General features: G+C 42.9%; 16 protein-coding genes. 10 read left to right on the top strand and 6 right to left on the bottom strand.

Translation table 11 applies throughout. From position 1 onward, the window contains the following. Window positions 1–10 precede the first annotated feature (10 nt). The 3 genes from phoU to phoR all read left to right on the top strand — a co-directional run bounded on the left by phoU (window position 11) and on the right by phoR (window position 2813). Window positions 11–718 carry a phosphate signaling complex protein PhoU gene (gene phoU, locus B7Y67_RS01570; RefSeq protein WP_293597012.1) on the top strand — a complete coding sequence of 236 codons (708 nt, stop codon included), beginning with the start codon at window positions 11–13 and terminating at the stop codon, window positions 716–718. A 20-nt stretch (window positions 719–738) separates the two neighbouring features. Continuing rightward, window positions 739–1452 (top strand): phosphate regulon transcriptional regulator PhoB, encoded by a 714-nt coding sequence (gene phoB, locus B7Y67_RS01565; protein WP_293597011.1) that lies wholly within the window; start codon window positions 739–741, stop codon window positions 1450–1452. A gap of 158 nt (window positions 1453–1610) precedes the next feature. Continuing rightward, entirely contained in the window at window positions 1611–2813 is a 1203-nt protein-coding gene (gene phoR, locus B7Y67_RS01560) for a phosphate regulon sensor histidine kinase PhoR (protein WP_293597010.1), read from the top strand. A 15-nt stretch (window positions 2814–2828) separates the two neighbouring features. Here phoR and B7Y67_RS01555 read toward each other — a convergent pair whose 3' ends face one another. The 3 genes from B7Y67_RS01555 to B7Y67_RS01545 form a co-directional block, all read right to left on the bottom strand. Continuing rightward, on the bottom strand, window positions 2829–3053 hold the full coding sequence (locus B7Y67_RS01555; protein ID WP_293597009.1) for a hypothetical protein: 225 nt from the start codon (window positions 3051–3053) through the stop codon (window positions 2829–2831). Between the two features lie 269 nt (window positions 3054–3322). Next, entirely contained in the window at window positions 3323–4333 is a 1011-nt protein-coding gene (locus B7Y67_RS01550; protein ID WP_293597008.1) for a CorA family divalent cation transporter, read from the bottom strand. A 206-nt stretch (window positions 4334–4539) separates the two neighbouring features. Beyond that, window positions 4540–5370 carry a hypothetical protein gene (locus tag B7Y67_RS01545; protein WP_293597007.1) on the bottom strand — a complete coding sequence of 277 codons (831 nt, stop codon included), beginning with the start codon at window positions 5368–5370 and terminating at the stop codon, window positions 4540–4542. 158 nt (window positions 5371–5528) lie between these two features. Between B7Y67_RS01545 and B7Y67_RS01540 the strand changes: the two genes are divergently transcribed. The 5 genes from B7Y67_RS01540 to B7Y67_RS01520 all read left to right on the top strand — a co-directional run bounded on the left by B7Y67_RS01540 (window position 5529) and on the right by B7Y67_RS01520 (window position 9924). Then, complete coding sequence (locus tag B7Y67_RS01540) at window positions 5529–5711, top strand: hypothetical protein (protein WP_293597006.1); 183 nt, start codon at window positions 5529–5531, stop codon at window positions 5709–5711. Window positions 5712–5721: 10 nt separating this feature from the next. Beyond that, window positions 5722–6219: an arsenate reductase ArsC gene (locus B7Y67_RS01535; protein WP_293597005.1), complete on the top strand. Its 498-nt coding sequence runs from the start codon at window positions 5722–5724 to the stop codon at window positions 6217–6219. Window positions 6220–6341: 122 nt separating this feature from the next. After that, window positions 6342–8093 carry an alkaline phosphatase gene (locus B7Y67_RS01530; protein ID WP_293597004.1) on the top strand — a complete coding sequence of 584 codons (1752 nt, stop codon included), beginning with the start codon at window positions 6342–6344 and terminating at the stop codon, window positions 8091–8093. Between the two features lie 16 nt (window positions 8094–8109). Further along, complete coding sequence (locus tag B7Y67_RS01525; RefSeq protein ID WP_293597003.1) at window positions 8110–8826, top strand: MgtC/SapB family protein; 717 nt, start codon at window positions 8110–8112, stop codon at window positions 8824–8826. A 195-nt stretch (window positions 8827–9021) separates the two neighbouring features. Beyond that, a complete protein-coding gene (locus B7Y67_RS01520; RefSeq protein ID WP_293597002.1) occupies window positions 9022–9924 on the top strand; it encodes an alpha/beta fold hydrolase in 903 nt (300 codons plus the stop codon). Window positions 9925–10010: 86 nt separating this feature from the next. Here the strand turns inward: B7Y67_RS01520 and B7Y67_RS01515 are convergent, their stop codons facing one another. Together B7Y67_RS01515 and B7Y67_RS01510 are read right to left on the bottom strand one after the other, a co-directional pair. Continuing rightward, window positions 10011–10961, bottom strand: a complete 951-nt coding sequence (locus B7Y67_RS01515) for a hypothetical protein (protein WP_293597001.1) — start codon at window positions 10959–10961, stop codon at window positions 10011–10013. 45 nt (window positions 10962–11006) lie between these two features. Beyond that, on the bottom strand, window positions 11007–11426 hold the full coding sequence (locus tag B7Y67_RS01510; protein WP_293597000.1) for a hypothetical protein: 420 nt from the start codon (window positions 11424–11426) through the stop codon (window positions 11007–11009). Between the two features lie 149 nt (window positions 11427–11575). Between B7Y67_RS01510 and B7Y67_RS01505 the strand changes: the two genes are divergently transcribed. Both B7Y67_RS01505 and ppx read left to right on the top strand, forming a co-directional pair. Beyond that, entirely contained in the window at window positions 11576–11788 is a 213-nt protein-coding gene (locus tag B7Y67_RS01505) for a GDCCVxC domain-containing (seleno)protein (RefSeq protein ID WP_293596999.1), read from the top strand. A 125-nt stretch (window positions 11789–11913) separates the two neighbouring features. After that, entirely contained in the window at window positions 11914–13449 is a 1536-nt protein-coding gene (gene ppx, locus B7Y67_RS01500) for an exopolyphosphatase (RefSeq protein WP_293597026.1), read from the top strand. A 3-nt stretch (window positions 13450–13452) separates the two neighbouring features. Here ppx and B7Y67_RS01495 read toward each other — a convergent pair whose 3' ends face one another. Beyond that, window positions 13453–14211, bottom strand: a complete 759-nt coding sequence (locus B7Y67_RS01495; protein WP_293597025.1) for a GNAT family N-acyltransferase — start codon at window positions 14209–14211, stop codon at window positions 13453–13455. Window positions 14212–14249 lie beyond the last annotated feature (38 nt).

Below are 14249 nucleotides of genomic sequence, written 5' to 3'. Positions count from 1 at the left end.
GGAGACATATATGCCAGATAAACACCTATCATCCCAGTTTGATGCAGACTTAAACTCATTGTCTAGTCGTTTACTAGAAATGGGTGGGCTTGTTGAATCTCAAATCTCCACTGCAATGCGTGCATTCACGCAAATGGATATTGATACTTGTAATGTAGTCATTCAGAACGAAAAACTTGTAAATGATCTTGAGATCCAGATTGACTTAGCTTGCACTGAATTAATTGCCCGTCGTCAGCCTACAGCACGGGATCTTCGTCTCGTCATGGCTGTTTCAAAAGCGATTACTAATCTAGAGCGTGCCGGTGATGAAGCTGAACGCGTGGCCAAGAGAACCAAGCGCTTAATTGAAGCTGGAGCTATTCACAATATTAATGTAGCTGAAATTCGTTTATCCGGGCAGATGGCAATTTCTCTACTGCGTCGTAGCTTGGACGCCTTTGCCAGGTTAGATACCGTTGCGGCTGCCGAGGTTGTGCAGGAAGATCGCCAGATTGATGAAGAGTTCAGAGGCTTTGTTCGTAAGCTGATTTCCTACATGATGGAAGATCCGCATACTATTTCCACGGGTCTTGATATGTTGACGATTGCAAAAGCAATCGAGCGTATTGGTGATCACGCAAAAAATATTGCTGAATTTGTTATTTATATTGCCAAGGGCTCTGATGTGCGACATATCCCTCATGAGGATTTGGTTCGCGAGGCAAATAAACCGTAACTACCAAAGCGGAATTCCAGATGACTCACCGAATATTGATTGTTGAGGATGAGCCTTCGATTGCTGAGCTCATTTCGATCAATCTGACTCATGCAGGCTTCGAAGTGGAAAGGGCTCTTCAGGCTGATGTCGCTATGAATTTGATGCGAGATGAGTTGCCCTCTCTTTTAATCTTGGACTGGATGCTCCCTGGTAAATCAGGTGTTCAGTTTGCCAAGGAGCTTCGCTCGAACGAGCGTACCCGCTCCTTGCCTATTTTGATGCTTACCGCCAAAAGTGATGAGTCCGATAAGGTCTTAGGCTTAGATTCTGGTGCAGATGACTATGTAACCAAGCCATTCTCCCCAAAAGAGTTGGTTGCACGTGTAAAGGCGCTTTTACGCCGTCAAACTCCCATGGAAGACTCTGGACCATTGGCTGTTGGTCCATTGAGGATGGATCCTCTTTCCCATCGTGTAACAGCTGTTTGGCCCAATAGGGAGCCCCAATCTATCCCTTTAGGTCCCACTGAATATCGTCTCTTACAGTTTTTGATGGCAAATCCTGAAAGGGTACATTCTCGGGCAAATTTACTCGATAAGGTTTGGGGAAATGAGGTTTATATCGAGGAGCGGACTGTTGATGTTCATATTAAGAGGTTAAGAGCAGCTTTGACGCTTACGGACTGCGATCGTTACATAGAGACGGTCCGCGGAAGCGGTTATCGAATTACGAAGCTGCCGACCCAGACCTAATTAAAATCGACCTCTAGACTAGAGTTTTGGGTCTAATTGAGTAGATGCTCTAAGATTGTCAAATGTTATCTGTTATTTCTCGCTTTATTCTGCTTATATGCCTGGCTTTTCTTGCGGCATATACAGCATCCTCCAATTTGGGTCCTTTTTCTGGGGTTGTGGCGGCAATATCTGTACTTGCAGTACCCTTGATTTATTCCTATATTAATTTAGCTCGTTTAAGAAAATTTACCTTATCCGACTCTGTTGAGTCCATGCCTTTGCCAAGCGGTTATTGGGAAGAGATTTTTTTTCGCCTTCAGCGTTTAGTCCGTAATCTCAAGCAGCAAATACTGTCTATCGAAAGGCAGCACAATCGCTTTATTGAGGCTTTTCAAGCCTCTCCTAACGGTATTGTGATGCTGGATAGCGAAGATCATATTGAGTGGTGCAATGCCATCGCTGAGCGCTTCTTTGGCTTGAGCTTCAAGCGTGACGCTCTACAGAGAATCAATTTTCTTATTCGTAGACCAGAATTCATTCAGTACCTCAATAAGAGAGTATTTGATGATCCATTGCTGTTAGAGAGGATGGGGCCAAATTCAAATCTTAGCTTGATGTTGCAAATTTTCCCATTTGGTGATCGGCGACACCTCCTGCTCGTTCAAGATGTTACAGACCTGCAGAAGGCTGATGCGATGCGTCGTGATTTTGTGGCTAACGTTTCGCATGAAATGAGAACGCCAATTACGGTTTTGATGGGCTTTTTAGAGACTATGCAGTCGCTAGATCTTGAGAAGTCTCAGCAAAGCCAATATTTTGAAATGATGATGTCTCAAGCCCAGAGAATGAAGAGTTTGGTGGAGGATTTATTAACTCTAGCGAACCTAGAGGCAAATACCTTGCCCGCCTCTCTTGAAAAGATCAACATTACCACTCTGATGGTGCTGTTGAAGAATGATGCAGAGGCGCTTTCTCAAGGACGTCATGCCTTTAGCTTTGAGGTCTTAAGTCCCAATCATCTAATGGGTGAGGAGAGAGAGGTTCTTTCCGCATTTGGCAACTTGGTCTCCAATGCCATCAGATACACGCCAGATATTGCTTCAATTCATGTTAAATGGTGCGTAAATGAGCGTGGTGAGGGTGAGTTCTCGGTAGCTGACACGGGTCCTGGTATCGCTTCTGAGCATCTTTCCCGGCTTACTGAGCGCTTCTATCGCGTAGATAGAAGTCGCTCTAGAGATACCGGCGGGACTGGCTTGGGGCTGGCAATTGTTAAACATATTGCGAATCGTCATCAAGCTCAGCTTATTATCAATAGCACTCCCGGTCAGGGCAGTACCTTTACCCTTCGCTTCCCTAAGGAACGTATTTCAGATTAACGACACTTTTGTCGCTTAGTCCTTCTTATCTTTTTTGTCCTTCTTATCTTTTTTATACTTTTTCTTTTTAGATTCTTTAGGTAGCTTGTCTAACTTACCATTGGCATACAGGCACCACACCTTGATTTCTTCGAGCAGCTCATTTAAGTCTTCATAAGATAGATTTTTAAAGTCTTGTAGACCAATAGCGCCAGACTCTTGTAGCTGTTTTACAGCATCTTCATATTTATATTCGCTCATGGGTATCCGGATAAATGTAGTGAGAACGGACAAATGCTAGCAAAGTAATATGACAAAATCGCTTTTTTTGGCTTCAGGAAGGGCTTTTGATCTAAATCAAAGAAGTTTTGAGGGTGATGTTCAACCCCTATAATCAGCGCTAATAGCCTTTCTAGTTAGCCTCTCCCGCCACAGGGGGGGGGGCGCAGGATTGCGGCAAGTAGTAGCTCGTCTAATGCCAGGTTACTGACCCTAGATGCTGATTTTTTAAGCAATCTAACGGCCCGGTATTAAATAATTTTTCTGATTTTAAGGGCGAAATATACAGTCGCACCAGCAGCGGCCATGAGCGCCATGACGATGTAAAAAGATTCTTTGAGGCCTGGTAAATCCTCCATATTCATTCCCATAATGCCAGTTAAGAGCGTCATAGGTAAGAAGATTACGGTCGTAACGGATAAGACTTGCAGATTTCTTGCATTAAATTCGGCAACATGAGCGGCCTGCTCATCCTGCAACACTTTTGCTCGATCATATAGATTAGAAATTTCCTGCACCAAGAACGAGAGTAATTCTAAATCCTCATTGAGACGAAATTTATCGTCTTCAGAGAACCAGTAAGGCAGGCGCTTTTGTAGGCGGTGTAAGGCAATCAACTCGGGAGAAAACTGTCGTCTCAGACGACTACATTGGATTCGAATCCTGCCCAAAAACTCATGTTCAGGGAGCTCTTTGCCTTTTAGGAGCAGCTCCTCTAAGTCATCCATAGTTTCGGATAAATTGATGAGGAGAGTTCGCAAGTATTCTGCGCGTAAATCAATCAGCTCATGAAAGAGTTCAATTGCGGAGCGGGGACTGAGTAAACCGGAGCGTAAATCAGATCGTAAGCGATCAGTCGTTCGTAGTGGGATATTTCGTAAGGAGATCATGAGTCGCGGAGTAAGAATGGCCCAAAGAGTACCTAAGTCACCATTACTAAGATCATCTCCAAACTCTTGCTCAAAATCATTCATCACCATCAATAGGCAATCATCTAACTTTTCAATTCTTTCCAGGCGACTACGAGTTACTCCCTCATCGATCATCTCTACTACTCGATCTGGGATGAGGGCGGTGTTTTTAAGCCAGCGCTGAACTTGAGAGTTAGATAAGTTGAGATGTAACCAAACTGATAAATCTGAATTATTGAGAGCATCTGCAATATCAAACAGGGGGATTTCATAATTTCTTCCATCAGCTGTCATTGCCCAAGCAAAAACAACACCATTAATGGGAAAGGGGAGCGTAGGAATTAAAGTCAAAATGAATTTCCTAAGGAAAAAAATATTTGTTTATTGTAAGTGTTTGACATCAGCCTGAAATACTCGGGCGATAAGATTAGGCTGTTAAATATGTTGATCAACTCTATGGAGATTTAAATGAAACAATTTTTTATTAAAGCATTGATTATTTGGCACGACATCAGAGTAGCCTATCGCAATCGAAATATTCAACATCGTCTTGGCAGTTAAAAGCGCCATGTAAACCCGATCTCTGAACGAGAGGCATTGATGCCTGAATTGCTCATAATGATTCCCATGTTTGCCGCACTTCTCATGTATGAGATGCCAATGTCTAAACTATCGCTTGCAGATATGATCGCTGCAACCAAAGCATAGTTGCTTAGATATTGTTCGGTACTCGGTGGATTAGTGGTTAGACCTATGTCTAGGGCTAGCCTTAGATGATTTACTACCTTCCAAACGGGTGCCATTGAGAAGAACCATATATTGGTTCTATTTTCTGTTACACCAGCGCCAATCTGGTAATTGGTGTTGTAGAGTGACTTGTTATACGTTGCATTTAAATGAACCTCCACCAAATCCCAGTAATGTGAAGCAATCAAATTGACGCCATAATTTGGTAAAGCGAGATCTAATCCGGCAACTTGCTGCTGTGGGGATCCTGGCAAAGTAATGCTTGGTTTAACTGCTAAACCCCACTGATCATTTTCAGCAAACCGCCATTTCATAGCTACTACCTTATTGGATAATGGTGAGAAGCTGCCCCTTGGAGCTGCAAAGTAGGTGCTACCAAAAGATAATTCAATATTATCTGCGACACCGCGGGTGTAGGTAAATGGAAAAGCTTTGGCATTTTGACCGCCGAAGTATTCTTCTCCAGGGGTTATGATATCGACGGTATTAGCCGATCCACCACCATGTGAAGCCGTGGTAAAAAAATACTGTTCAATCTGATTTAAACCCTTAGGAACCGTACCAGCATCATCTGTATTCAGTGGCTCAAATGCCTTGCATGCCAGCGGAATCAGCAGTAGAAGTAGAGCAATCGATCGCATTTAACTTGAATGCCTAAATTTTTTGATCTTAATTGCAAAACATTACAAATCGATGTCACAAAGATCCCTGATTGCTTGGTCAATTCAGTCAGTTATTGCAATGAATCTGAAATATTTACTTCTTAAGATAGACCTTTAATTATTTGCTGGGAAATATCATGAATAAACAAGGTGATAACAATTTATCAACTCTATTTCGGCGTCAACTTGAGATACCTTCACGGGATGGTATAAATATCAAACAGGAATTGATTAATCAAAAATATGAAAAAACTGATTACCGTGCCAGCGCATTTCTCGTTGATCAAAAGTATGTTTTAAATCTAGATGAGCTTATCTAGCTATTGATTCATGGACAATCAATACAACATCCTCTTCCTATGCAATGAAAACTCTGCGCGATCAATTATTGCCGAGGCATTGACCACTACACTAAGTCATGGGCGATTTACGGGGTATTCTGCAGGCGCTAAGCCCAGTGGGGTTGTTCACCCGATTGCTCTAGAAATGGCTAAGTCCATGGGGTATCCTATTCAACTTCTGAGAAGTAAAAGCTGGGATGAGTTTGGTCGTGAAGGCGCTCCAAGGATGGACTTCATCATCACCTTATGTGACTCAGCCATAGCCGAAGAGTGCCCCTATTGGCCGGGACATCCCTCAACAGCCCACTGGGGATTCCCTAATCCAGCCAATTCTAATATTGGTAATGATGAAAAAATACGCCAGACCTTTACGCAGGTCGAGCTTGGCCTGCGTAATCGAATCGAGCTACTCATTGATTTGCCGATTGAAACCCTGAATAAACTACAAATTCAAGATCAACTTCATCGTATTCATTACCGCAATTAACTCAAATTACTCTGTATTGCTTTCAAGGCAAGGATTTGAATTTCGGTCAATGGATGATGTCATGACAATGACATCAAAAAAAGTAATCATGATTCATTGATTTCCACCATGAGAAATTACATATGTTTATTAGCAGAATTGCCTATCCAGTTTTATTTATCGCCATGCTACTTCAGGCAATTTGGGTTGAGGCAGCGGCTATTTACCCGATTAATAAGGCTTCTATTCTTGTTGGCTCAACATTTGATATCAAAATTGAGCTGGATCAAGAGTACAAATTAGAAGATGTAGATATTCAGCTAAATAATGCGCCCATCAAAGCAGAGATCAAGTCACAGCCAGTATTCATTGCAAATGAATCGGGCAAGGGAAGTTCTCTAATTTATCGAGATATTCAGCTAACTAAGCCCGGTCAATACACTCTCATCGCCAAGGCGGGTCAGGAAAACATCCAGGTGAACTGGGATGTCTACTCTAGCGGTCCCCGAAAAGTAAAGAATGTCATACTCTTTATTGGTGATGGAATGACGATTGCGAATCGTACTTCCGCCCGCGTTTTATCTAAAGGAATTAATGAAGGTAAATATCAGGGTAAGCTGTCATTTGATGATATGCCCAATATGGCCCTAATTGGAACCTCAGGATCTGACTCACTCATTACCGATTCTGCAAACTCAATGAGTGCTTACACAACTGGTCATAAGACTGCGGTGAATGCCATGGGAGCATATGCTTCACGAGCAGCGGACAACTTATCCCACCCCAAGGTGGAAACCATTTCTGAATTAATTAAGCGTAAAACTAAAATGTCGGTAGGTATTGTCTCGGATGCCGAACTACAGGATGCGACTCCAGGCGCCATGGTGGCTCACACCAGAAGACGCGCTGACAAGGTATATATTGCCGATCAACTATTTGCTAGTGGAGCAGAGGTCATTTTAGGTGGAGGCTCTGCTTACTTTTACCCGCAGTCTACTGAAGGATCAAAGCGTAAGGATGATAAAAATCTTGTGGCGCAATTTGAAGGTTCGGGATACTCAATCGTCCTAAACAAACAAGAATTATTGGCAGCAGCTAATGCTAGGGAAAGTAGAAAGCTATTTGGGGTATTTCATCCAGATAATATGGATGGATCTTTGGATCGATTTTTCTTAAAGAAAAATACAGTGGCGCAATATCCTGATCAACCTGATTTAACAGAGATGACGCAAGCAGCGATCAATGTCTTATCCAAAAATCCCAACGGTTTTTTCTTGATGGTTGAAGCTGCTCTGATTGATAAGTTTAATCATCCGCTAGACTGGGAACGAGCTGCTTTTGATACCATCATGTTGAGTAATGCCGTACAAATTGCAAAAGACTTTGCAAAGAAAAACCCAGATACTTTGATCATTGTTACCCCTGACCATACCCATAGCGGCTCAATCAGTGGCGTTGTGAACGACGCCAAACCAGGACCCCTAAGGGAAAAGGTCGGGGTATACGCGGCTGCGGGTTACCCCAACTACCCCAAAGCCAATGTGGCAGGTTATCCAAGTCAGATTGATGTCAGTAAGCGTTTGGCCTTCTTTTATGGGAACTATCCAGATCACTATGAAACGCTTCATCCAAAACTAGATAGCACATTTAAGCCAGCAGTTAAAGATGAGTCTGGTAAGTATGTCGCTAACCCCAAATATATGCAACTACAAGAAGATGCTATTCATATGCCCGGCAATCTACCCTCACATCAAGGGATGGGCGTTCATACGGCTGATGATGCAGTGTTAAATGCTATGGGCCCCGGATCGGAAAAGTTCCGGGGATTCATGGATAACACTGAGGTTTTCAAAGTGATGGTTGAAACGCTAGGTTTGGGTCATATCAAGCCTTAGCCACCAACATACATTTATGGAATCCTTAAACAATATCAATCTTATATCGCTGGCAGATACTGCAGTCAGCCTTACCGCAGCATTTATTTTTGGTGGGGCTATTGGATTAGAGCGTCAATTTAGGCAAAGAACTGCAGGACTTAGAACAAATGTATTGGTAGCACTCGGAGCAGCCATTTTTGTTGATGCAGCCAATCGTTTAGCTGGTCATGATGGTGCTGTGCACGTGATTGCTTATGTTGTATCAGGAATTGGATTTTTGGGTGCTGGCGTAATCATGCGCGAAGAAGGTAATATTCGAGGGATCAATACCGCAGCTACTTTATGGGGTTCCGGAGCGGTTGGCGCACTCGCTGGAGCTGATTTAATATTTGAAGCAGGACTTGCAACGTGTTTTGTGCTTGCCGCTAATACTTTATTGCGCCCAATTGTCAGTATGATTAATCAGCAACCACTTGATACTAAGTTTGTTGAGGTTACGAACTCAGTCTATATCATCATCTCAAAGAGTGATCAAAAACGGGCTTTAAAGCAATTTATTCAGATATTGGAGGCGGCAGGATATCAAACTCAGGATGTAGAGGTACATCAGTTTGGTAACGATGACGTAGAGATCCAAGCAGTACTTATGGCAACTGCGGTTGAAGGGGGGAAGATGGATGCCTTGATTGCGAATCTGTCTTGTTTGGATTATGTGCATCAAGCATTTTGGAGCCCGAGCACTACTGATTGATGCCCATTAATAACTTAAAACTGCTACATTCATTTTTGGCATGATGATAGATTAAATAAAAATTTCTCTTCACATATCTTTTGCCCCATTGATGTTACGCCTTCTCATTGGCATATTTTTGTTCGGTACGAACAGCCTTTCAATTTCATTAGGGGTCAAATTCTCGAGGGTAAGAGGGAAGCATTTAGTCAATATATGAATTTAACATTTAATATTTTCCGCCGATTCAGATTTAATCGTATTGATCAAAAAATTTCTGCGCCTCTTGAAAAGAGTGAAAGTGTTAACTCATCCAAAATTGCTATGGATGTCATGGGGCCGAGCTCTGAAATTGATTTTCAAAAAGGGGTACCTCAATCAAATACTGGATCTAGCGCGACGCCCCCTGAAAATCGGTATCTCAATATTGCAGATGGCGTTGTAAATCGAAAACTAGCCTATGCCATTTCGGGAAATTTACAGGCGGCAAAAGTTTTGCTTTGTCTGCCGGGCCTCCTGGAAACTAGGGGTTCGTTTCTGAACCTGCACGCCTATTTCTTAAATTTTAGTGATTGCAAGGTTATTAGTGTGGATTTGCCTGGAAGGGGGGACTCTGAGTCGATTACCGAGTCTGATAACTATAAGATGTCACTCTACTTATCCGATATCAAGTACTTAATGAAAGTAATCCTGGACGATAGTCCAGCGACTAGCACCTTTACAGTCTTGGGAACAAGTATGGGTGGCGTTCTGGCTATGTATTTAACCAAATCTCTTGGTAAGAAAATTTCTGAAATTATCCTCAACGATATTGCTTTGACAGTCAATTGGACGGCCTTATATTCTTTATACAAGTCTATGAAGAATGAAATTGGCTTCAAAGAGATAAAGGATCTAGCGCAAGATTTAAGGGTGGATGCAAAGGTAATAACAGATGTACAGTTACCAGGCCATTTTGATCTAAGTTATAAGGCGGATGTTTGGGGTATGAACTTTCATGAGGCTATGGACGACTACAGAGGACGTGTAGCATTGATTTACGGGTCTGATTCAAAGATTTGTACACGACAACGGGTAAGCTCTACAAAGGGCCGCCTTCCCAGCTTTAATTACATTTGAGGTTAAGGGTGCAGGACATCCGGTGCCATTTACGCCTGAAGTATGCGAGTTTATTCAATTGCAAATGAAACTTAGATATGCTATTGCTAATTATTTTCTTTGAGAATGATTGGTCTGAAGATAAAGAGCTGCTCTTGCGCAGGATTAACCTGAACTTCAACGGCTTGAACTTGATCGGCTCCCATCACTTGAAGTCGCAATACATTTTCCAACACCTTTTTTTGATTCTTACGATACAAGGGCTGATCAATTTTGAGTTGATGACTATCGCCATGAATCAATAATACCGGCTTATTAAAAATCTCCGACATAGATATGAAGCTCTCTAATGTATCGCGATAGCCACTATCGCTACTCGTCAATTGGCTGGGCTTATAAAACATATCGGCTTGAAAGGCAAAGATGATTCCATTCAAATTTCGTTGGGTGGCTAAATCAAATGCTTTATCAATCCATGCTAAGTTAGCTTGATTTCTATCTTGATATTCTTTGGTGGCTGACTCTGTACCCTCATTATTGTTATTGGAGCCGGGTATATGGATGCTGACAAATAGAAAATTATTTTTGATCCAGTATGAGTTTTCCACATATTTAGAGTGCCCAGTACTAACATCTGCCTGCCTTTGGAGGCGTATTGTATTTTTACCCAAGCTGTGATTGGTGCTAAAAAATACTGACCTAAGAGCTTCCAGCCTTTCTAGTGGATCGTAAGCGCCGGCTAAAGGACGGTGACAATCCGTCCATTCATTATCTCCAGGACTGTAAATCAAGGGTGCTTTGAAGCTTGAAAAATACGATTTAGTAGTTTGATTGTGCTCATCACTACAGAGTGACGAGCCGGATTTAGTGTCGCCAATAAAAATACTGAAGCTAGGTTTTAGTCGATTTATTTCAGTTATCAAAGTTTGAAAGCGCTGAAAATCCTTTGGTGGTGAGTAAGGCATATCACCTAGGGCGACAAACTTAAAGGTCTGGCCTATAGCCGCTGTTGAAAAGCTTGCTATGGTGATAGCGAGAAAAAATACAGTGAAGCGCATGGCTTTGAAAGTTTTTATTTAATTGAAAATAACCTGCTTATCCCTCTATTTATATTGCTGCGGTTCATCATTGATTTCTTTAATCTCCAGCTCACCAAAGATGTATGTATTTTTCCCCACCTCCTTCCACCCTAGATCTTGAAAGACATTTGTATATTCCCCGGAAAACTTTTTTGATTTCCCATAGAAAATATCTGTAAGCTCATCTTGTTCGTCTTCATCAATAGTCTCAGAAAAGTAGATTACTTTTTCCCCATCATAAGTCTTGCTAATTTCCGCCTCCGGAATATCGGCAATACAAATTCCTACTTGAGGCTGATATTGACTGATGAACTTTGGTTTTGTAGTTGTGATGACAGATCCAAGCTTCCAGACTGTGCCGCATTTAATTTCTTTATTCTGTTTTTTAAAGATAGCTCTTTGGACTAGGGAGCCCATTTCTAGCGGGATAATTTGATAAACCATCTCTTATCTCCTATAGTAAATTTAGGCTTTCATCATGCTCCTCAAGTATGACGATTCAGTGAAGACGGGTGGATTTGATTAAAGCTTGGTCAGTGTAGGGCTTGGTACTAAGGGTTTTGACTGTCTTCATTTTGTAATAGTTCCAGTTCATGATCAGCCTTGTGAATTCACTACATACAACAATTACCTGCCCTAACTGCCGGGGACAAGAATCTCTGGAAATCTCTCAAGGTTATTCTCAGCATCTATATCGCTGCCCATCTTGCAGCACCATCTTGAAGCCTAAGTCTGGAGATTGCTGCATCTTTTGTAGTTTTGGAAGTCTAGATTGCTCTAGTGCGGAGCAAAATTTAGCTTCGTAAGCTAGTTCCCAGTAGACTAGGGTCTCGTTTCACGAATTTGTCATTAGAGTTTCATAAAATAGACATATTTAAGTAAACCTGCTTCTATTGGAAATGCTGTGGCCTTACATCAAAACAAATCCGCAATGAACCCATCTGAGCTCGTCGCTGCAGTCGATCTTGGCTCTAATAGCTTTCGTATGTTGGTAGCCCAAGTCGTGAAGACGCCTTCGGGTACTCAGCTTCGTCCGATTGATACGTTGCGTGAGTCTGTTCGTCTTGCTGCCGGCTTAACTGACAATAAATTATTGGGCAATGATGCCTATCAGCGAGGTATTACGGCAATACGCCGTTTTGGTGAGCGTATTCGAGGGTTTGACCCGGCCAATGTGCGCGCTGTTGCCACCAACACCTTGCGAGTAGCTAAGAATGCGCCTCACTTTATCCAACAAGCCGAGGAGGCCTTAGGTTTCCCCATTGAAGTTATTGCAGGCGTAGAAGAGGCGCGCTTGATTTATATTGGTGCCGCTCATGAGGTGCCAGCTGTGCAGGGCAATCGCTTAGTAGTAGATATTGGTGGTGGCTCTACCGAACTGATTATTGGTAAAGGTTATGAGCCTAGATTGATGGAGAGCTTATATATTGGGTGCGTCTCTCATAGCCTTAGATTCTTTCCTAAGGGAAATATAGATTCTCATGCGTTTAAAGAAGCAGAGCTAGCCGCAAGAAGAGAAATTCAGGTAATTTCCGGTGCATTCCTAAAGACTGGCTGGAAGCAGGTCATCGGTTCTTCTGGCACTGCCCGCGCTTTAGCAGAACTCATTGCGGTGAATAACTTCAATGGCCAAACTGATGGCTTATCAATCGGCTTGGTTAATGGCTCAGATGGTTTGATTACCCGCGATGGCTTAAGAGCCATGAAAAGGCATCTTCTTAAATATGATCATATCAATCAGGTTGAGCTCCAGGGTCTTAAGGATGACCGACGCTCAGTTTGGCCTGGTGGCCTTTCCATCATGATTGCTGTGTTTGATGAGCTTGGTATTGAGTCTATGGAGGTCACGGATGCCGCTTTGAGAATCGGCGTTCTTTATGACCTATTGGGTCGCTCCCAGCATGAGGATATGCGCTTTGTAACTGTTGAGCAATTTATGCAGCGCTATGCCGTGGATCGTGAGCAAGCGAAGCGTGTTGGTAATTTAGCCGCTGAGTTTTTATCCCAACTCCCAAAGCCAGATGAAGAAAGTAGAGCGGACAATATTGCCTTATTGCAGTGGGCTGCCAATCTTCACGAAATTGGTTTATCGATTTCTCATAACGGTTATCACAAGCATTCAGCCTATATTGCAGGAAATGCGGATATGCCAGGTTTCTCGAAAAACGATCAAGCTAGATTGGCTGCTTTACTCATCGGACATACTGGTAAATTAGGGAAGTTGGCGAATAATGCCTCCTTCACCGATTGGCGTATGCTGTTTTGCATGCGACTAGCGCAAGTACTTTGCAGAGGTCGCAGCGACATCAATTTACCTAAGGTCAAAGTTTCGGAGCATAGTGGCGACTATCTGGTCAGCCTCTCCAAGGAGTGGGCTAGAGAGCATCCATTAACGGAGTTCAGCCTTCAAAAAGAAGCGGCCGAGTGGGAGCGCATCGGCCGACCTTACAGCATTAGCTTGAAGTAATTCTTACAGACCTAAGAAGTGTTTAGCGTACCGTGGATTAATTTCTGACAGGCGCAACATCGTGAGCACATCAGCAGTATTGAAGTCTGGATCCCAGGCTGGCGCACTGCAAATCTTTGCACCCAACTTCAGGTAACCCTTAATCAATGGAGGTGGCTCTACCTCTAGCCCACCATTTAATCTATCAAGGGGTAGCGGTAGGCGCGGGAAAGCATGATTCTCAACCGGAGCCATTTGATCATTGCCAAGAGAGTTATAAAGGCTAGCTGCAAAGTGACCGCCATCAGCCATAGGGATGCTTGCACAACCCAGCATGATTTCATAATTGTGCTTTTGCATGTACTGCGCTAGGCCACTCCATAGGGCCATGATGACTGCGCCGGAACGATAGTCTGCATGTACACATGACCTACCAAGCTCAACCATTTTTGGGCGCAAATGATTTAAGCGTGATAAATCGAACTCAGAATCTGAGTAGAGGCGACCAATTTCAGCAGCCTTGTGCGGAGGTAAAACACGATAGGTGCCGACTACCTTTAAAGATTCTTGGTCACGAATGAGTAAATGATCGCAATACGCATCAAATTCATCAATATCGAGGTTTTCTGGATTTTTAGGTAGATTGGCACCCATTTCCTCCGCAAATACTTTGTAGCGAAGACGTTGGGCTTCTTTAATTTCATTAGCGTTGCTAGCCCAGGTAATTTGGAAGGCAGGGCGCTTTGGTTTTGCAATTGCCTTATTAATAAGCACAGGCTCAATAGCCGTTAATTCAGAGCGCGTTCTCAATGCAAACTTTT

This window comes from Polynucleobacter sp. 35-46-11 (assembly GCF_002281105.1).
This window is presented reverse-complemented; position numbering and strand designations above follow the sequence as displayed.

Coding starts and splice junctions, on each gene's coding strand:
- phoU (WP_293597012.1), top strand. CDS start 11: ATGCCAGATAAACACCTATCATCCCAGTTTGATGCAGACTTAAACTCA.
- phoB (WP_293597011.1), top strand. CDS start 739: ATGACTCACCGAATATTGATTGTTGAGGATGAGCCTTCGATTGCTGAG.
- B7Y67_RS01555 (WP_293597009.1), bottom strand. CDS start 3,053: ATGAGCGAATATAAATATGAAGATGCTGTAAAACAGCTACAAGAGTCT.
- B7Y67_RS01545 (WP_293597007.1), bottom strand. CDS start 5,370: ATGCGATCGATTGCTCTACTTCTACTGCTGATTCCGCTGGCATGCAAG.
- B7Y67_RS01540 (WP_293597006.1), top strand. CDS start 5,529: ATGAATAAACAAGGTGATAACAATTTATCAACTCTATTTCGGCGTCAA.
- B7Y67_RS01535 (WP_293597005.1), top strand. CDS start 5,722: ATGGACAATCAATACAACATCCTCTTCCTATGCAATGAAAACTCTGCG.
- B7Y67_RS01530 (WP_293597004.1), top strand. CDS start 6,342: ATGTTTATTAGCAGAATTGCCTATCCAGTTTTATTTATCGCCATGCTA.
- B7Y67_RS01525 (WP_293597003.1), top strand. CDS start 8,110: ATGGAATCCTTAAACAATATCAATCTTATATCGCTGGCAGATACTGCA.
- B7Y67_RS01520 (WP_293597002.1), top strand. CDS start 9,022: ATGAATTTAACATTTAATATTTTCCGCCGATTCAGATTTAATCGTATT.
- B7Y67_RS01515 (WP_293597001.1), bottom strand. CDS start 10,961: ATGCGCTTCACTGTATTTTTTCTCGCTATCACCATAGCAAGCTTTTCA.
- B7Y67_RS01510 (WP_293597000.1), bottom strand. CDS start 11,426: ATGGTTTATCAAATTATCCCGCTAGAAATGGGCTCCCTAGTCCAAAGA.
- B7Y67_RS01505 (WP_293596999.1), top strand. CDS start 11,576: ATGATCAGCCTTGTGAATTCACTACATACAACAATTACCTGCCCTAAC.
- ppx (WP_293597026.1), top strand. CDS start 11,914: ATGAACCCATCTGAGCTCGTCGCTGCAGTCGATCTTGGCTCTAATAGC.